We start from the raw sequence: 17727 nt of genomic DNA, 5'->3' as shown, positions 1-17727 counted from the left end.
GCCGCGCAGGGCAGCAGGAGACCCGATGACCGAACCGAACGGAACGTCCGCGCGCGCGGCCGTGCCTTTGGCGACCCGCACGAGCGGGACGGTGCGGATCGTCGGCTCCGGCCTTCTGGGCGCGAGCATCGGGCACGCCCTGACCGCGCTCGGCGTCGACGTCGTGCTCGTCGACGCCTCGCCCTCGCAGCTGCGCCTCGCGATCGATTACGGCGCCGGTCGCGCCGCGCGCGACGACGACCGACCCTCGCTCATCGTCGTGGCCGTGCCCCCCGACGTCACCGCCGACGTCGTCGAGCGCGAGTTGAAGGCGTTCCCGGAGACGGTCGTCACCGACGTCGCGAGCGTCAAGCTCGAGCCGCTGCGCACCCTGCGCGAGCGCGGCGTCGACCTCACGCACTACATCGGCTCACACCCCATGGCCGGGCGCGAGCGCGGGGGAGCGATCTCGGCCCGCGCCGACATCTTCGTCGGTCGCCCGTGGGTCGTCTGCCGCGACGGCGAGACCTCGGCGCACGATCTGTCGTTGGTGGAGGGACTCGCCCTCGACCTCGGCGCGACGCTCATCGAGATGACGCCCGAAGAGCACGACGAATCTGTCGCGCTCATGTCGCACGTGCCGCAGCTGGTCGCGAGCCTGCTCGCCGGACGCTTCGTCGAGGCCCCCGACGGCTCGCTCCGTCTCGCGGGGCAGGGGGTGCGCGACACCACCCGCATCGCGGCATCCGCCCCCGAGCTGTGGGTGCAGATCCTCGGTGCCAACGCCGCTCCGGTGGTCGACGTGCTCGACCGGCTCGCCGCCGACCTCACCGACGTCGCCGACGCCCTGCGCGAGCCCGACGCCCCGGGCGCCCGCCGCGCGGTGGCCGACACGATCCGCCGCGGCAACGAAGGCGTGGAGCGCCTGCCCGGCAAGCACGGCCAGAACCGCCGTTTCGACAGTTTCGTCGTCATGGTCGACGACACCTCCGGACAGCTGGGCCGCCTCTTCGGCGAGCTCGGAGACCTCGACGTCAACGTCGAAGACCTGCGCCTCGAGCACTCGCCCGGAGCACCGTTCGGCCTCGCCGAGATCAGCGTCGTCCCCGACGCGGTCCGGCGCGCTGTCGACGGGCTCCAGCAGCGCGGATGGCGGATTGCGAGTACCACCCATGACTGAGTCTTTGTTGAAGCCCCCGTTCGGTTCCGGCCCCGTCGTCGTCGCGATCGACGGCCCCGCCGGAAGCGGCAAGTCGAGCGTGTCGAAGGCCGCCGCCCAGCGGCTCGGCTACGGCTTCCTCGACACCGGCGCCGCCTACCGCGCGCTCGCCTGGCACGCGCTGGAGCACGGCGTCGACACCTCTGACGCCACCGCGGTGCTCGAGGTGTTCGGCGACTTCGACTACGCGATCTCGCTCGACACGACCGACCGCTGGGTGCGGGTCGGCTCCGTCGATGTCACCACCGCGATCCGCGAGCCCCGTGTGACAGACGCCGTGAGCGGCGTGGCCCGGGTCGCCCCCGTGCGCAAGGCCGTGAACGAGCTGTTCCGCCGGCTCGTGGCATCCGCGGGTTCTCCGGGCGTCGTGGTCGAGGGTCGCGACATCACCACGGTGGTGTTCCCCGACGCGCTCGTGCGCATCCTGCTGACCGCGGCGCCCGAAGTGCGTGCCGCGCGCCGCAGCAAAGAGCTGACGACACAGGATGCCGCGGCCGTCGCCGCCGCCCTGCACAAGCGGGATGCCGCTGATTCCACGGTCGTCGACTTCCTCACCGCCGCGCCCGGCGTGCAGGTCGTCGACTCGACCCACCTCGATTTCGAACAGACCGTCGACGCCGTGCTGGACGTCGTCGACTCCACGATGGGAGCCCGCGATGGGCGTTGAAGACGAGTACGAAGGCGGGCCCGACCAGCTCGCCGAGAAGATGGCCGAGCTGGACGAAGTCCTGGCCGAGCAGCGGGCCGAAGCGCTGCGCGCGGGTCTCGAGGACTTCGACCTGGACGAGGATGACGCGGCACTGCTCGCCGGTCTCGCGTCGGGTGAAGGAGCGATCGAATTCCTGCCCGCGCTGCCGGTGGTCGCGATCGTCGGCCGCCCGAACGTGGGCAAGTCGGCGCTGGTGAACCGCATCCTGGGCCGCCGCGAGGCCGTCGTGGAGGACACCCCCGGTGTCACCCGCGACCGCGTCACGTACAAGGCGGAGTGGCTCGATCGCCGCTTCTCGCTGGTCGACACCGGCGGGTGGGAGCCCGACGCGAAGGGCATCGACCGCTCGGTCGCAGCCCAAGCGGAGGTCGCGATCGACCTCGCCGACGTCGTGCTCTTCGTGGTGGATGCCACGGTGGGCGCGACCTCGACCGACGAGCACGTCGTGAAGCTGCTGCGCAAGAGCAAGAAGCCCGTCTTCCTCATCGCCAACAAGGTCGACGACGCCCGCCAGGAGCCCGAGGCCACGGCCCTGTGGAACCTCGGTCTGGGTGAGCCGCACCCCGTGTCGGCCATCCACGGTCGCGGTGTCGCCGACCTGCTCGACGAGCTCATGAAAGTGCTGCCCGAGGTCTCGGCCGTCGCCAAGTACGAGATCGGCGGACCCCGCCGCGTCGCGATCCTCGGTCGCCCGAACGTCGGCAAGTCGTCGCTGCTGAACAAGGCCGCCGGTGAAGAGCGCGTCGTCGTCAACGAGCTCGCGGGCACGACCCGCGATCCGGTGGACGAGGTCGTCGAGCTCGGCGGCAAGCTCTGGACGCTGGTCGACACCGCCGGCATCCGTCGCCGCGTGCACCTGTCGCAGGGCGCCGACTTCTACGCGTCGCTGCGCACCTCGACCGCGCTGGAGAAGAGCGAGGTCGCCGTCGTCGTGCTCGACGTGTCGCAGCCGATCAGCGTGCAGGACCTCAACATCATCGACCTCGTGCTCGAGTCGGGCCGCGCTCTCGTGCTGGCGTTCAACAAGTGGGATCGCCTGAACGACGACGACATGGAGAACCAGGACCGTCGCCGCTACCTCGAGCGCGAGATCGAGCAGGACCTGGCCCACGTCGCCTGGGCTCCGCGCGTGAACATCTCGGCGCGCACCGGTCGCCACCTCGACAAGCTCGTGCCGGCGCTCGAGCAGGCGCTGGAGTCGTGGGACACCCGCATCCCCACCGGCAAGTTCAACGCCTTCCTCTCGGAGCTCGTCGCCGAGCACCCGCACCCGCTGCGCGGCGGCAAGCAGCCCCGCATCCTGTTCGGCACGCAGGCGGCGACGCGTCCGCCGACGTTCGTGCTGTTCACGACCGGGTTCCTCGACCCGGGCTACCGCCGGTTCATCCAGCGGCGCCTGCGCGAGATCTACGGCTTCGAGGGCACGCCCATCGTGCTGAACATGCGCATTCGCGAGAAGCGCCAGCGCTGAGTTCGATTGCCGAACGCCCCGGCTCCCTCCGCGGAACCGGGGCGTTCGTCGTTTGCGTTTGTGGAGGTGAAGTTCACGATATTCGCTCAGCGAACACTCAGGTTCGGTAGGGTGCAGTGACGGGTGGGCCAATCCCACCTCTGTCGTAAAGAACCACACACTCTTCAGGGGGATCTCCATGACGACTTCTACGACCGAGCCGCCTCTCAACCAGCCGTACTACGGCGCCCCCATCGGCGCCGCCGTGCAGCGCTTCTTCAAGAAGTACGCGACCTTCGCGGGCCGCGCCAGCCGCAGCGAGTACTGGTGGATGGTTCTCGTGATGTTCCTCGTGGGCTTCGCGCTGAACCTGCTCGCCTCCTTCACCGGTGGTCGCACCATCGACGAGTTCGGAAACGCCGTGGCACCGTCGGGGCTGGGCCTGGTGTTCTACATCATCTACCTGCTCTGGGGCCTCGCGACGATCGTGCCCTGGCTCGCGCTGCTCGTGCGTCGCCTGCACGACTCCGACAAGAGTGGCTTCTGGGTCTTCATCGGCCTGGTTCCCATCGTCGGTGGCATCGTGCTGTTCGTCTTCACGCTGCTCGGACCCAAGCCCGAGGGCGCGCGTTTCGACCGCTGACACCTTCTACGTCGCGCCCCGACTCCGCTCGCGGAGCCGGGGCGCGACGCTGTCAGGACGAGGATGCGGGGCGGACCATCGCCGTCTCGTCCGGCTCGGCGAAGCCAAAGCGTCGGTAGACCTCGTGCGCGTCGCGCGTGAACAGGACCCAGCGGAAGTGCGCGCCCGGACCCTCGTCGATCATCGTACGGACGATCCTCGACCCCACCCCCTGCCCGCGGTGGCCGTCGACGACGAACACGTCGGCCAAGTAGGCGAACGTCACGCCATCCGACACGGCGCGGGCGAAGCCCACGAGCCGACCCGTCTCGGGGTGGTACACGCCGACCACTCGCCAGGCGCTGTCGAGTTGAGCGTCGACGTCGGCGCGGGAGCGGGTGCGTCCCCAATACGCCTCGGTGCTCAGCCACGCCCACACGGCGTCGCGGGGGATGCGCGCGGGGTCGGTGTCGAATTCGTACTCCATGCACCGATTGTCGATCCTCCCGGCGGCTCGAATCGTCGATCGGGGTGATCCATACCGCGGCGGATGGATGTCGCCGTCGCCCGTGCGGCAGGATCGGCCGGCGCGACACGATGTGACGAGCGACGATGCCCGCGGAGCCCGCGTGTGCCAGGCTGGACGCGATGACCATCGAACCTCCCGCCCCGGGCGAACCGCGGCGTCCGCACGGGCCCCGTGACCCCGGCGACGCCTGGGTCGTCGCGCCCACGGGCGAGAAATACTGGGGCCGCTTCGGCGCTGCCGGACTGCTGGCCCTCGACGCCCGACGCGGTGTACTGCTGCAGCATCGCGTGTCGTGGAGTCACTTCGGCAACACCTGGGCGCTTCCCGGCGGTGCCCGGCACGAGGGCGAATCCGCCCGCGACGGCGCCCTGCGCGAGTCGAGCGAAGAAGCCGGGGTTCCGACGGATGCCGTGTGTGCCCGGTTCGAGAGCGTGCTCGATCTCGGCATCTGGACGTACACGACCCTCGTCGCCGACGTGACGACTCCGTTCGCGCCCGTGATCAGCGACCCCGAGAGCGTGGCGCTGGAGTGGGTACCCGTCGACGAGGTGGAGTCGCTGTCGTTGCATCCGGGCTTCGCCGCGTCGTGGCCGGCGCTGCGCTCGGCCCTGTCTCTGCGCCCGGCGGTCGTCGTCGACGTCGCCAACGTCGTCGGGTCGGTCCCCGACGGCTGGTGGAAGGACCGCGCCGGTGCCGCCGCACGCCTGCTGGCTCGTCTGAGCGCGCTGTCGGTGAGAGGAATGGATGCCGAGACCCTCGGCCTCTCCGCCACGCGCTGGTTCCCGCGGGTGACGGCGGTGCTGGAGGGTGAGGCGCGTGTGGTCGAGGGCGAGGGCGAAAGTGTCGCGGTGCGGCGGGCGAGCGGCTCAGGCGACGACGAGATCGTGCGGGTGGCGGCGGAGCTCGTGGGCCCGTGGAACCCGGTGATCGTCGTGACCAGTGACCGCGGTCTCGCGGCGCGGGTGGAGGCGCTCGGGGCGTCGGTCCGCGGGACGCGGTGGTTGCTGGACCAACTGGGCTGACGGCGGCGCATCTCGACCGTCGTGCGTTGCGCGGGCGCTTCGTGCCGGTCGAGGCGAGGCCGCCGGTGTCGGTTGGCGGTGCCGGCCGGCGTGACGAACGGAGGCGCGGGGGCCGGCGGATGAGCGTGTCCGCCAATCCGTCCTCCGCTTGTCCCGCGTCCTCCGCTTGTCCTTCGTCCTTCGCTTATCCCGCGTCCTCCGCTCGTCACCGGCCGGTGGGCGCGCCTGGCCTGCTCGCCGGTCCTGCTCGCCGGTCCTGCTCGTGCGGGGCGGAGCGGGCTTGATGCCGCGGATCGCGGACGGTGTGCAGCCGGGCGTGGTGGTCTCAGTCGAGGTCGCGACCGCGGAGCTTCTCGATCTCGCGGCGGTCGCGCTTCGTGGGGCGGCCCGCGCCGCGGTCGCGGACCGGCACGAACGGCATGCTCTCGCGGGGCGGCGGCGGGGGAGTGCGATCGTCGAGCGCTTCGGCGACAAGTGCGGCACCGACGCGCTTGGCGAGAGTCTTCTTCACCACGAGGATGCGGTCGAAGCCGTGGATGCGCACTCGCAGCTCGTCGCCCGGGCGCACGGGTTGGGCCGCCTTCGCCCGCTCGCCGTTGACGCGCACGTGACCCGCGCGGCAGGCTGTCGTGGCGGCCGAGCGGGTCTTGTAGACCCGGACCGCCCAGAGCCAGGCGTCCACGCGCGCGGTGGTCGCGGCATCCGTCATGTCAGGTCTTTCGTCGGCGAACCTCCATCGTAAGACGCGCGGTCAGTCGCGCAGCGCGAGGGAGACCAGTGCCCGGTCGGGCTTCGGCCGGTCGACGACGTCGAAGCCGGCGGCCTCGAACACCGAGACGGTGCCGCGGAAGAGCTGGTTCGACGAACGCTTCGCGGCGGTCGGGTCGAGCGGATACCCCTCGACCACTCGGGCGCCGCCGTCGCGGGCGGCGGAGACGGCGGCATCCAGAAGTTTGGCGGTGAGGCCCTCGCCGCGGTGCTCTTTGCGGACGACGAAGCACGAGACCGCCCAGACGTCGTCGTCATCGAGGGGTTCGGTCGTGGATGCCGTGACGTCGCGCGTGCGCGCCAGGCGCGGTTGCGCGGTGCGGGGTCCGACGCGTACCCACCCGGCGGGTTCGCCGTCGACGTAGGCGATGAGTCCGGGCGGGCGCGCGTCGCGGAACTCGGCGCGGAAGAGCTCGGTGCGTTGGGAGACGGATGCCTCCTTCCAGGGGCCGTTCGGCAGGAGCCACCACTGGCACTGGCACTCGGGCCCGTCGCCGCTGTCGAGCGCGACCTCGGCGTCGTCGAAGCGGTCGCCGGTCGCGGGGAGGATCTCGATGCTCATGGGGCGACGGTAGCGAGGGGGTCCGACACCGGCAAGGGCTCTTGGCCTCGGCCGCCTCTCGCTCGTGCGCACACGTCCGGGGTGCGGCTGGCCGTATCGGGGTGCGCTTCGGCGCTGCGCACACGCCCGGGGTGCGCCCGGTTCGCGGCACGGTCGCGGAGCGGCTAATATAGGGGAGTTGCCCGCCCGCGGGCGACGGGATGTGGCGCAGCTTGGTAGCGCACTTGACTGGGGGTCAAGTGGGTTACGGCGGCGCAGTAGCTCGAAAACTAAACAACGGGATGTGGCGCAGCTTGGTAGCGCACTTGACTGGGGGTCAAGGGGTCGCAGGTTCAAATCCTGTCATCCCGACGGAAAAGCCCTGATGAGAAGCAATTTTCATCAGGGCTTCGTCATGTCTGGCGACGGGTTTTCGTTGGTCCCCCTCTGGTCCCCTCGCCAAGGCATCGGCGCCGGCCCATAGACGGCGGAGGGCGTATCTGGTTCTCTGGAAGTCGTCGCCTGTGGATAGGGGGACCAAAAGGGGACCAGGGCATCTGATCGTGGTTCCTGGCTACTCGTCAAAGTGACCTCGAGGCCCCGCGCCGACTTGGTGGGCTGGCGTTGTTGGATCGGGCGAGGAAAGCGTTGGCTTGCTCTGCGGCTGATGCAAGGTGTCGGTCGTCGGGGTGCACGTATACGCGGGTGGTCTCGACGGAGGCGTGGCCGAGGATGTCCTGGAGGACGTGCAGCGGGATGCCTGCGTCGGCCATCCAGGTGGCTCCGGTGTGCCGGAGGCCGTGCCGAGTGAGGTCGGGGAGGCCGAGATCGCTGACGATCTGGTCCCAGTTCGTCGCGTCCCGCACGGTCGCGGTCGTGAGAGCGCCGCCCTTCGGGCCGACCAGCAGCCGGTCCTCGGGCTCCTTGCCTTCCGCGAGGCGTTCCAGGATCGGGCGGAGCGGGTCGAGGATCGGAACACGGCGCTCTCTGCGAAATCGTGACCTTCGCCTACGTCGATATGCACGGCACCGCGAGCCGGCGACGCGGCGAACCCCACCGCCACGTCCACCTCGACGCGCACTGGTATCTGCTGTGCTGGGACCTGGATCGCGCGGGCTGGCGTGTGTTCCGCACCGACCGCATCACCGATCTCACGCGAACAGGCAGGCACCACGCGCCGCGGCCGCTTCCGGCGGACACCGCCCTGGCCTACCTCCGCTCAGGCCTCAGCTAGCCGCGCGTGACTCAGGCGTCTAAGCCGATTCAGGTCAGGTCCTACCCAATGCCTGCCGCCGTCGACCTGCGCTTCGCGAGCGGCAAGTGGCCGCGGTGCCGCGCTGAGGAGGCTATCCACGCGACCGAGGCGGGTGCGCCGACCTCGGGACTTAGCGCCGCTCCGACACTTGCGTGGCATCGGACATTCTCCGTTCGGCCAGCAAGATGCCGCGCGATGCTGATAGCGCGGAGAAACATGATGAGTGTGGAGCCACGGACCGATCACGAGAGGGATCAGGGAATGAAGCGCCCTGGGTCTGATGGAGACTCGCGCTATTTGATTCCCACCAGCTGATCGCTGGTCGTTTGGTCAGCATAGAACGCCTGCTCGAACTCGATGGGCGGGATGTCGCCGAGGTAGCCGTGGAGGCGTTGAGTGTTGTGCCAGTGCACCCACCCGAGGGTCGCGAGCTCGAGGTCCTCGACCGTCTTCCAGGGCCCGGATCGGGCGGGTCCGCGGACGAGTTCAGTCTTGTAGTAGCCGTTCACGGTCTCTGCCAGGGCGTTGTCATAGCTGTCGCCGACGGTCCCGATCGACGGGGTGGCCCCGATGTCCGCGAGGCGTTCGCCGTAGCGGATCGACGTGAATTGACTGCCCGCATCGGAATGACAGCGCAGGTCGTGGTGGCGGGCGCCGCGGGACCACCGGGCCATCTCGATCGCGTCGAGGACCATGTCGGTGCGCATGTGCGACGCGACCCGCCATCCCACGATCATCCGGCTGAACGCGTCGATGATGAAGCAGACGTAGGCGACACCGGCCCAGGTCGGTACGAACGTGAGGTCCGTCACCCAGAGCCGGTTCGGGGCAGTCGCGGTGAACTCCCGCTTCACCAGATCCGGGTGACGCGCAGCGGCAGGATCAGGGCATGTTGTCTTGACCCGCTTCGACCGTCTCGCGCCCTCGATCCCCGCAGCGCGCATCAACCGACCCGTCTGGTCTCGGCCGATGTCGATCCCGTCGCGGCGGGCCGCCTTCCAGAGCTTGCGGACCCCGTAGACGCAGTAGTTCTCCATCCACAGCCGCACCAGCTCCGGCATCACGACCGCGTCGTTCACCGCTCGCGCCGACGGCGCCCGATCACGGGCGGCGTAGTACGTGCTCGGAGCCACCTGCAGCAGTGCGCAGATGGGCTCGACTCCGAGCGGGCGCCCCTCGACGATGTCGTCCTTGTTCGCGTCGACGAACGCGACTACTTCCGGTGTTGGCGGTCGAGCTCCGCCCCGAAGAAACTCGCCGCACGCTTGAGGATCTCGTTGGCGCGACGCAACTCCCGGACTTCTTGCTCCAACTCCCGCACCCGAGCCGCCTCCGACGAGGTCACGCCCGGCGCGACGCCGTCGTCGATGTCAGCTTGCTTGACCCAGGTGCGCACGGATTCGACCCCGTATCCGAGCTGCGACGCGACCCGCTGCACCGTCCCTTGCGTGACACCCAACTCGGCGCGCAGCGTTCGCACCATTCGCACCGCGGCGGCCTTCTCCTCGCTCGAATACCGACGCGTCGTCGGCTTCCCGATCGCCTTTTCCTTCGGCATAACTCCATCCTCGTTTCCAAGGCCAGGAGCCTCCAACAAACCCAGGGCGCTTCACTTCTGACGTAGGTGAAGTCCATCACCCAGGTGTGATCTGGCCGCGGTGCGGTGAAGTCACGTTGAGCAGGTCCCCGGCGTGGATCCCGTCTTTGGCGGACATCGAGGTGCGGATGCCCTTGTCGCGGCGGACGCCCGAGAGCCCGAGCGCGCGTGGCCCGGTCGACCGCGCCTCGCGACGCGACATGGATCGAGGTCCTCCGATCAGTACGGTCATCTTCCGCCGCCCGTAGGACCCCTGGCGGATTCCACGCTTCGCTGCTATAGTAAAATTTACCTAATGGGGAGGCGCTGTTGCTAACGGTTGAGCATCTCGGGAAAACATTCAAGTTTCGAGGGAAAGAGACCCACGCAGTATCTGACCTGTCTTTTTCGCTCGCGAGGGGGCGCACGTTGGGGCTGCTTGGTCCCAACGGCGCAGGGAAGACTACGACGTTGCGAATCCTGGCGACTGTAAGCCGGGCGAGCGAGGGTGTTGTCCGTATCGCGGGCATGGATCTCACCAGCGAAGCGCGAAAGGTACGCCAGCTCATCGGTTACGTACCGCAAGTGGGCACGCTGCAAGCCGAGTCGGTCGTGGGCGAGGAGCTTGTTTTCCAGGGCAGGCTGTTCGGGATGTCTCGCGCAAGTGCAGAGCACCGTGGGCGCGAGGTTCTGGCGTTGATGGGTGCCGAAGAGTTCTGGGGTAGGCGCGCGGGACGCCTGTCTGGTGGCGAGCGCCGGAAGGTTGATATCGCGATGGGGATGATGAACCAGCCAGATATTGCCTTTCTCGATGAGCCAACCGTTGGCCTCGACCCCGATGCCCGTCAGGAGATGTGGGCAATGATCCGCAACATGCGCGAAAAGTGGGGCACGACCGTGGTGATCACCACGCACTACCTTGACGAAGCAGAAGACCTCGCAGACGACATCCTGATGATGGAGGGTGGCCGGTTGATCGCGCACGACAGTACCCAGCGCCTGAAGGAGCGTTTCGCTGTGGATGAAGTTTTTGTTCACCTTGACGCGACCGACGTCGCAGAGACGGCGTGGTCTCACAGCGGGGTCGACGGCGTATTGAGCGCTGAATACTCCGGCACCGATGCTGGCATGCTTCTCTCGCTACGTATCAGCGATGGTGAGCGAACACTCCCTGCGGTGCTAGAAGTGTTGCATCGGCGAGGACAGATACCTATGCGCATTTCTGTGAGAAGGGGCGGGTTGCAGGATGCGTTCTTTAGCCTTACCGGGAAGGATCTTCTCGCGTGAACAACACACGAACGGTGCAGATTGCGCCGTCCACCCGGGCGGAGAGTATTGCTGGAGTCCGAGCCTTCGTCACGGTACTGTCCCACGAGGTGATGAATACCGCGCGGAATCCTGTAATCGCGGTGATTGGGATTGGGCAGCCCTTGCTGTACCTCTTCTTGTTCGGGCCCCTTCTCGCGGGGGTATCGGAACTTGGTGGAGTGTCATCCAAAGATGCATACGCCACATTCGTACCTGCGCTCTTCATTCAACTTGCTCTATTCGGCGGAGCTTTTGTCGGCATCTCGTTGGTCACCGAGTACCGTTCCGGCGCACTGGAACGAATCTTCGCGGCACCAGTGTCGAGAACTCTCATTCTTGGCGGCAAGGTTGTCAGAGACGTTCTAGTTCTCTTGGCAGAGACTCTCTTGGTCATTGGGGCGTCACTCATACTTGGCTTCCGGTCGGATATTGAGGGGCTGCTCTCATGCCTGGGCCTTGTTCTACTCATATCCGTCGCAATGTCGTCGCTTTCATATCTATTGGCAATCACTAGCAAGAGCGAAGAGGCGCTTTCAAGCGTGTTCAACGCGCTTCTGCTTCCGATCGTGTTGTTAGCAGGGGTGATGCTACCGATGGCGTTGGCGCCGTCCTGGTTGCACACGCTCTCCCGCTTCAACCCGCTCACCTACGTCGTGGACGCCTCCAGGGCCTCTGTCGCCGGAGTGTTCGATAACGGCCAGGTCCTGCTGGGCTACCTAGTTGCAGCAGTTCTTGCGGCCGGTGCTTTCGTCCTGGCGGCGCGCGGGTTTGAGCAGCATGACTAGCCCAACGACGGGTCCGTCCGCGCGCCTATTCCGGCCAGGCCCGGCATCGCAACAGGAGCAGGGAACGCCCATCGCGGTGATTCTTCCAGGCCAGGTTGCCGGGCGTTCAGCAGACGCAGCAGCCAAACTGCTTGCATCCGACGGGGTGCGCGCTATCGCAGTTGAGTACTTCCCGCGCGAAGGAGGCCACTGCGGTCTTGTTGCCGTTGACGTCGTCCACGTTGCCCGAACGATCCGCGCGGCAATCGCATCAAACAGGTTACTCCGAACCCCCGTTGTTCTCGTTGGGCATTCCCGTGGCTGCGAACTGGCTTTCCTCCTCGCGGCGCACCTTGACCATGTGGTCGGCATCGCTGCCGCGTCCCCCTCCGCAGTTGTAAACGCGGCCATGCGATCGGTACACATGAGCTTCGACGAAGCAGCATGGCTCGTCGACGGTGAACCGATCCCTTATTTCCGCGGAAGGTATCGATTCAGAGAATATGTCAGGTTCTTCGGTACCCGTCGTCTCGTGCAGTCTGGCCGCTTTCGTGGCTGGTCGCGCACGACGGCATCGCGAATACCTGTCCCCGTCGGAAGCTGTCAGGTTCTCCTGCAATACGGGGACGACGACCATTTCTGGCCGTCCGCCGCCTTCGTGAAACAGATGGCTGATGACCGGACGGAGGTACGCCGGTACCGAAGATGCGGGCATCTTGGCCTGTTCCCGGGGGTGCTCCCCGGCGATGAACCACCTGCCACCGTGGCCGAGTCGATGGCAACCCACGTCGACTTTGGCGGGAGTCCGGGGGCGAGCCGTGAAGCCGCACGCGAGTCCTACCGGGTAGTGTTGAACTTCGTGCGCTCGCTGAGGTAGGTAAAAAGCCAGCCTCGTCACCCCAGAAGAGGCTCGACGTCAGAGCAGAACCTGTCCAGAGTCTCAAACATCGATGCACGAGACGCCGAACCAGTATCAAGCTGCCACAAGTAGCCGTCTGGCGTGATCCGCGCGGTCAACTTATTGATCTCCGCCGCACACGTCGTCGCCGATCCGATAATTGCGCCGCCGGTTCCCAGAAGCCCGTCTACGCCCGCCGCTCTGATCCCACGCGACATTCCCGTATATCCCTTGTATGCCTGCGAGGCGACGCCAGCCCATGAGTCTGCAGCACCGGCCCAGACATCAAGGTACTCCTGCAAAGCAGCACGCCCCTCCACGTCCGCTTGCTTATCCGTCTGACGGACCATCAAAGGGATGCTCATGAGCACGCGGGGTTCATGCCCCGAAGCCTGGGCAGTCGACCGGTAGATCGAAACATGGGTTGCAAGAGCTTCAAGGTCCGCGAATCCCGAGGTCACGAGCAATCCGAACCCCCGTTCCCCTAGCCATGCGAAGCTTTGACGGGATCGGACCGCAGCTCCCCACAGGGGCGGGTGCGGCTGCTGGACCGGCAACGGCCATGAACGCGCAGACCGGAGCGGAAAGAACTCGCTCGTCCCACTGACCTCGGCGCCTGACCAAAGCTGCTGCATCAAGTCAATAGCCTCGGCGTACCGGTCTCTACTTGTGCCGAGTTCGATCCCGAAGGTGTCGAACTCATAGGGCATATACCCCCGGGCTACCCCCACATCGAGGCGCCCACCGCTGATCGCGTCGAGCATCGCAGTCGTGGCGGCGAGTTCGACAGGATGGTGAAGAGAAGGAATGATGCACCCGGTTATCAGCCGCATCGAACGAGTGCGCTCGGCCACGGCAGCGAGAAACTGCAACGGGCTGGGGCAGTAACCTCCGTATTGGTTGAGATAGTGCTCAGTCATCTTGCAGTACGCGAAGCCGTTCTCTTCGGCCCTCGCGGAGAGATCGATCGCATCTCGAAAGTAATCTTGCGGCGACTTAGTGCGGGGCGATGCATCAGGCAGGAAGGAGACGCCGAATTTCATTCGCTTTCCTTTGGGTCGATGACAGGTGGGGTCACAGAACTGCGATATAAAAGAACACGACGTGCGCGACTATCAGTGGCCAGACGAATGGGACCGAAGTGAAGAGGATCCCATGGACGACCGCCATGATGGCGCCGCCGACAACAGGAAACATTGCTGCTCGCGCGGAAGGCATGAAGAACACCTGCATGATGACAAATAATGCTCCCGGAATGATGAATGACACGGCAATGCCTGAGTCCTGGAACAGAACGATCAGCAGTGATCTGAAGACAATTTCTTCGCAGGCGACCTGAGCGCCGGACAACGTGATCGACAGCGACACAGGAAGAACCTGAAATGAGCTGATGTGATGCCGCACCCATCCGGCCCGGCTGGCGGACATCCACGAAGATGTCGGATTCGCTGTACCCGCTGAGGATGCCCCCACCGCTACGGGAACGCGGCTCCGGTCTAGCCCCGTGACGATGAGTTGGCAAAAGAACATGGCGACGGCAAGCTCACCGATGCCGATAAGGGCTCCGAGCGGCAAGAGGAGAGGCGGACCGTCGAGTCCTAGGTCCCCCAGTTGCACGCCTGATACCGCGAAGAACAGCACGACGAACACGATGTGCCCAATCACAGCGAAGCTGAGTTCAAGAACGCCTTGGACTTCACTGCGACTGTGCCGGGAGAACCGACGTAGGCGCAGGGCCAGCATTCTCGCCGCAACGAAGAGCAGCTGCTTGACGCCTAAGTAATAGGCGAAGATGAGCGTTGCGACGAGAATCACGCGAATCAGCAGAGGTAGCTGAACTAACATCATGCGCTCCAGGGCGTCGCGGCGGCAGAGAGCGCCGAGAAACGACGCTTACGCCAGTAGTAGACGTTGAAGTAGACGTGCACGAGGACCGCGCATAGTGGCGTCCCGAACGCAAGCGTCGTTGCGACCCCGATGATCGCGAGCGGCAATTTAGCGACGACCTGCGACCATCCGAATGAGATGTGGATGAGGCCAAAGACAGCCGTCCCGAGCGCCAGGAAGAAACCGGCGAGGAGCGGCGGAAACAGCATCGCCCACCCGAGGAACACTCCACGGTACAGAAGCTCCTCACCCACGGCCACGAGAACGAGCCACAACAGGGCTTGCTGTCTCGGCTGAGAACTCACAGAGATGCGGCTCGACGGCACACGCGGTGCGGCTTGGCGACGCTGAACACCAAGTTGCCGCGCGGCGCCCGCGGGCATGACGCGCAGCGGCGTCAGCCCCGAGCTGGCACGACGACTCGTCCCTGTCGCTTGCGCTGTTGTGCTCTGCTCACGCGAGCGACGTCGAAAGCGCTCCGTGAGCTTGCCATCGGCTAGCACGGCGAGGTACCCGAGAATCGGCGCTGCAGCCACGCCCGCGGCCGCTCCTAGCCACGTCGACTCCGGACGTAACAAGGCGACTGGACCAGCCTCGATGAGCCCCGTTGTGGCGATCAGAAGGGTCGCTACCGTATAGATCGAGTTGAGGCGCAGCTTCGAAAGGACTCGAAATCTGCTGCTCAACATTGTCGCGACCATGAGCGCTCCTGGACCCGCCGTGAGGACGAACGCGATCAAGTAGATACGCGAGTCGGCCATGATCAGGGGTACGGATGTGGAGCGAGTTCCGTGAAACCACCGTAGTCTCCGAAGCGCGGGTGGCGCTGAGGTGGTGCGCTCGGAAGGCACAAGCTGAGAGTGTCGGGAGACCACACTCTGATCGCTCGAAATCCAAAGGCTGCGACGTCGGGGGTAGATAGGCTTCGTATGAACAGTTCCTTGTTGGTCGCGCGGAACGTGCGCACGACTCGGCGCACCTCGGACGCTACATCGAGCACCGAATCAGGCGGCAAATCCGCTCCGAGAACGCGCTCAGCGTTGGCAAAGCGGTTTCGAACGGCAGACGCCCCTTCGGCTTGCGCCGCGTACACCACATTGGAGTCAAGATCGAGCATCGCACCCGTATCGTGCTGAAGCTCGCCTTCCTCAAGATAGGTGTTGACCAGAGACCACTCCGCGAGGGAACGAACGCCGACGGCCTCCAACCACGCCTTGTACATTGCGCTCTCCAGACGTGAGTCAGCGCCCAGCCCCACTGACACCACGGGTATCCGCCCCTGGGGTTCGTGGAGGAGGCATGCGATCGTGAACCCTGGAAGGTCGGCGTTGGGTAGCAGATGGAACTCTGCCAAGTAGCCGCCTTCAGGCATGTGTCGAGCCAGGAGGCGCTGGAGACGCGTCGTGCGCTCATCGAATTCGATCCTCATCGACGGTTGGCTCCCGTACCAGTGACCCATCGCCGAGTCGATCTGGATCAGTTCGTAGAGAGCGGCGAGCGTTGCTCGCGGGTAGTCTGTGTGGACAGCAGTGCCCGTGCTGACAGCGGCTTCGAGCCAGGGCTCACCGTCGTGAATCCGCACCGGATAGCCCACAAGAAACTGTTGCGCTGGTATCCATTTCCTGGCGCTCCCCGATCCGATGTTCTCAGCCTCGATCCAGGTGATCGGTGCGTTCGCGTCGAATGGTTTGAACGGGTCGCTCGCCGAGCGCACGGTGTTCTCGTCGATCAGGACGAGTTTCGAGGCAGAGATGACGTCGCACCCTGCAGCTTCCATTTCGTTGTGGGAGGCGAACCGCTGTTCCAGGCCAGGATCCAGTGCAGATATCGAGCCTGCATAGCGTTCGGCCGATTCGCCGAACGTCTTGATCGTCGGCTCGAATGGAACGATGCCACTTCCGCCAATGTGGTAACTCCCCGTCCTCGGAGCCGGTTGGTTCTGAAGCACGTGGACACCGGTCAACTCACCACCCGCGACTGAAACACGAGGCCCCTTACGACTGTGAGCGGAGTAGCCGATGGCAACGATGAGCCCGCACAGCGGACTATACATGCGTTCGCGGTATTCGCGAGTGAGTTGCTCGGGTGAACGCATCATTCGGAACGACGACGCCCGAGGAGAGACGTCAGTCATCGTTTTCGCCTAGCCAGTCTCTGACATTGAAGTAGAGGTCCGTCGCGTCTCTGCTTTGCAGGCTCGTGGCGGAGCTGTTGAATGGAGAGGGCAGTATCTCGTGGTAGGCCATCTCCATTGTTGGCAAGTAGATGCCGAGGATCTTGTTGACGGTGAAGTTCGCGCCCGATTTGAGCCAGTTCACCACTTCGATCGAGAGGTGCGCGGCAAGAAGATCTACCAGTGGCCCTCCCAACGGATCGCCTTCGCCAATGACCATTTCCTTCGCCAGCGCATCTTTGTACTTCTGGTAAGAAGCCAACTCCCGCGTGTTCATCATGAACCGCTGTTCAAGATCGCGGTAGTTTGCGCTGCGTCCAGGGATGATGGTCGGTCCGACGAACACGTAGGGGCCGTCGATGACGCCATGCAACCAGACGAACCCTACGCCTTGAGCAATCTCATCCAGCACGGCAAACGTGATCGGGTTGAGATGGGAGGCTCCGAACACGACGACAGTGTCTTTCCATGCCTCAAATTTCTCGAACAGCGCTTCGCGAGCCAGGCCGTCGGTGAACGCCATGAGATCGAGCTCGGCCAGACGCAATAAAAGTGGGTCCGCGTCGGCGACCAGTTCAACACGGTCGGCGAGTTCGGCGGCGATCTGACGGTGGATAGCTTCAGAGACCGCGCGGTCGCCGATGAGAAGGACGCGACTGTCGAGTTCTTTCTCGATCATGGGGAGACTTGCCTGCCGCTCGATAAGCGCGTTCAGATGCCCGCTCTGTCCTGTGCTTACCACGCCTACCTCGAGCAGGCTGTCCAGTAGTGCTTCCACCTCGGATCGCGCGACACCGAGCGTGGACGCGATGCTCGCCGGAGCGGCGCCCGCCTGGATGCCCTTCAGCATGGGCAGCAGCGTCCCGCGCGCCGACTCATCGGTCAGTGTGATCGACCGCGGGTTCCAGACCCCGGCGCGTAGCTCAACGGTGTCAGGTGAGTGGGCGACGAGAGCGTATTCGGATTTGAACCTGACTTGCATCTCATGGGATTTCATCAACCGTTCTTTCCTGCGTTCTGAGGGATT

General features: G+C 65.5%; 19 protein-coding genes, 1 tRNA gene and 1 pseudogene. 10 read left to right on the top strand and 11 right to left on the bottom strand.

The window, feature by feature from the left end; genetic code table 11:
- The first annotated feature begins 25 nt into the window (after positions 1 to 25).
- The 4 genes from QE412_RS06150 (at position 26) to QE412_RS06135 (ending at position 4000) form a co-directional block, all read left to right on the top strand.
- Positions 26 to 1159: a prephenate dehydrogenase gene (locus QE412_RS06150; RefSeq protein ID WP_307481261.1), complete on the top strand. Its 1134-nt coding sequence runs from the start codon at positions 26 to 28 to the stop codon at positions 1157 to 1159.
- The gene (gene cmk / locus QE412_RS06145) at positions 1152 to 1865 is read left to right on the top strand and encodes a (d)CMP kinase (RefSeq protein WP_307481260.1); all 714 of its coding nucleotides are present in this window, start codon (positions 1152 to 1154) and stop codon (positions 1863 to 1865) included. Before QE412_RS06150 ends, cmk begins: the two co-directional genes overlap by 8 nt.
- Positions 1855 to 3378 carry a ribosome biogenesis GTPase Der gene (der, locus tag QE412_RS06140; protein ID WP_307481258.1) on the top strand — a complete coding sequence of 508 codons (1524 nt, stop codon included), beginning with the start codon at positions 1855 to 1857 and terminating at the stop codon, positions 3376 to 3378. The genes cmk and der overlap by 11 nt, the downstream gene beginning before the upstream one ends.
- 178 nt (positions 3379 to 3556) lie before the next feature.
- Positions 3557 to 4000: a DUF805 domain-containing protein gene (locus QE412_RS06135; protein ID WP_307481256.1), complete on the top strand. Its 444-nt coding sequence runs from the start codon at positions 3557 to 3559 to the stop codon at positions 3998 to 4000.
- Positions 4001 to 4052: 52 nt separating this feature from the next.
- On the opposite strand, the gene QE412_RS06130 is transcribed toward QE412_RS06135, so the two are convergent.
- The gene (locus QE412_RS06130) at positions 4053 to 4466 is read right to left on the bottom strand and encodes a GNAT family N-acetyltransferase (RefSeq protein ID WP_307481253.1); all 414 of its coding nucleotides are present in this window, start codon (positions 4464 to 4466) and stop codon (positions 4053 to 4055) included.
- A gap of 161 nt (positions 4467 to 4627) precedes the next feature.
- Between QE412_RS06130 and QE412_RS06125 the strand changes: the two genes are divergently transcribed.
- Entirely contained in the window at positions 4628 to 5530 is a 903-nt protein-coding gene (locus QE412_RS06125; RefSeq protein ID WP_307481251.1) for an NUDIX domain-containing protein, read from the top strand.
- Between the two features lie 325 nt (positions 5531 to 5855).
- Here the strand turns inward: QE412_RS06125 and QE412_RS06120 are convergent, their stop codons facing one another.
- Positions 5856 to 6239 (bottom strand): RNA-binding S4 domain-containing protein, encoded by a 384-nt coding sequence (locus tag QE412_RS06120; protein WP_307481249.1) that lies wholly within the window; start codon positions 6237 to 6239, stop codon positions 5856 to 5858.
- Positions 6240 to 6281: 42 nt separating this feature from the next.
- Positions 6282 to 6860, bottom strand: coding sequence for a GNAT family N-acetyltransferase (locus tag QE412_RS06115; RefSeq protein ID WP_307481247.1), 579 nt, complete (start codon positions 6858 to 6860; stop codon positions 6282 to 6284).
- Between the two features lie 277 nt (positions 6861 to 7137).
- On the opposite strand from QE412_RS06115, the gene QE412_RS06110 reads away from it, so the two are divergent.
- Positions 7138 to 7211 (top strand) — tRNA-Pro (locus QE412_RS06110).
- A gap of 209 nt (positions 7212 to 7420) precedes the next feature.
- Here QE412_RS06110 and QE412_RS06105 read toward each other — a convergent pair.
- Positions 7421 to 7786, bottom strand: coding sequence for a tyrosine-type recombinase/integrase (locus tag QE412_RS06105; protein ID WP_307487042.1), 366 nt, complete (start codon positions 7784 to 7786; stop codon positions 7421 to 7423).
- 50 nt (positions 7787 to 7836) lie between these two features.
- Between QE412_RS06105 and QE412_RS06100 the strand changes: the two genes are divergently transcribed.
- Positions 7837 to 8073, top strand: coding sequence for a helix-turn-helix transcriptional regulator (locus QE412_RS06100; RefSeq protein WP_307481244.1), 237 nt, complete (start codon positions 7837 to 7839; stop codon positions 8071 to 8073).
- A gap of 314 nt (positions 8074 to 8387) precedes the next feature.
- Here the strand turns inward: QE412_RS06100 and QE412_RS06095 are convergent.
- Both QE412_RS06095 and QE412_RS06090 read right to left on the bottom strand, forming a co-directional pair.
- Positions 8388 to 9652, bottom strand: a protein-coding gene (locus QE412_RS06095; protein ID WP_307481242.1) for an IS3 family transposase whose coding sequence is annotated in 2 segments (ribosomal slippage) — positions 8388 to 9349 and positions 9349 to 9652 — 1266 coding nt in all. Because the reading frame shifts where the segments join, the coding sequence is not laid out codon by codon here.
- 38 nt (positions 9653 to 9690) lie between these two features.
- Positions 9691 to 9947: pseudogene (locus QE412_RS06090) on the bottom strand (IS3-like element ISPfr13 family transposase); the annotation flags it as partial.
- Positions 9948 to 10000: 53 nt separating this feature from the next.
- Between QE412_RS06090 and QE412_RS06085 the strand changes: the two are divergent.
- From QE412_RS06085 to QE412_RS17680, 3 genes are read left to right on the top strand one after another with little or no spacing between them, the layout of a single operon-like run.
- On the top strand, positions 10001 to 10957 hold the full coding sequence (locus QE412_RS06085; RefSeq protein WP_307481239.1) for an ABC transporter ATP-binding protein: 957 nt from the start codon (positions 10001 to 10003) through the stop codon (positions 10955 to 10957).
- The gene (locus QE412_RS06080; protein ID WP_307481237.1) at positions 10954 to 11763 is read left to right on the top strand and encodes an ABC transporter permease; all 810 of its coding nucleotides are present in this window, start codon (positions 10954 to 10956) and stop codon (positions 11761 to 11763) included. Before QE412_RS06085 ends, QE412_RS06080 begins: the two co-directional genes overlap by 4 nt.
- Entirely contained in the window at positions 11756 to 12619 is an 864-nt protein-coding gene (locus tag QE412_RS17680; protein ID WP_373426569.1) for an alpha/beta fold hydrolase, read from the top strand. Before QE412_RS06080 ends, QE412_RS17680 begins: the two co-directional genes overlap by 8 nt.
- A gap of 17 nt (positions 12620 to 12636) precedes the next feature.
- Here the strand turns inward: QE412_RS17680 and QE412_RS06075 are convergent, their stop codons facing one another.
- From QE412_RS06075 to QE412_RS06055, 5 genes are all read right to left on the bottom strand, one after another.
- Complete coding sequence (locus QE412_RS06075; RefSeq protein WP_307481235.1) at positions 12637 to 13683, bottom strand: LLM class flavin-dependent oxidoreductase; 1047 nt, start codon at positions 13681 to 13683, stop codon at positions 12637 to 12639.
- 31 nt (positions 13684 to 13714) lie between these two features.
- Positions 13715 to 14455, bottom strand: coding sequence for a CPBP family glutamic-type intramembrane protease (locus QE412_RS06070; RefSeq protein WP_307481233.1), 741 nt, complete (start codon positions 14453 to 14455; stop codon positions 13715 to 13717).
- 29 nt (positions 14456 to 14484) lie between these two features.
- Positions 14485 to 15228, bottom strand: coding sequence for a CPBP family intramembrane glutamic endopeptidase (locus QE412_RS06065; RefSeq protein WP_307481230.1), 744 nt, complete (start codon positions 15226 to 15228; stop codon positions 14485 to 14487).
- 62 nt (positions 15229 to 15290) lie between these two features.
- Positions 15291 to 16661: a YcaO-like family protein gene (locus tag QE412_RS06060; RefSeq protein WP_307481228.1), complete on the bottom strand. Its 1371-nt coding sequence runs from the start codon at positions 16659 to 16661 to the stop codon at positions 15291 to 15293.
- Positions 16654 to 17697, bottom strand: coding sequence for a hypothetical protein (locus QE412_RS06055; protein WP_307481226.1), 1044 nt, complete (start codon positions 17695 to 17697; stop codon positions 16654 to 16656). Before QE412_RS06055 ends, QE412_RS06060 begins: the two co-directional genes overlap by 8 nt.
- Between the last annotated feature and the right edge of the window lie 30 nt (positions 17698 to 17727).

The organism is Microbacterium trichothecenolyticum (genome assembly GCF_030818955.1).
In the GTDB taxonomy this organism is placed as follows: Bacteria; Actinomycetota; Actinomycetes; order Actinomycetales; family Microbacteriaceae; genus Microbacterium; species Microbacterium trichothecenolyticum_B.
The sequence above is the reverse complement of the archived record's forward strand: the minus strand, read 5'-3'. Positions and strand labels throughout refer to the sequence as shown.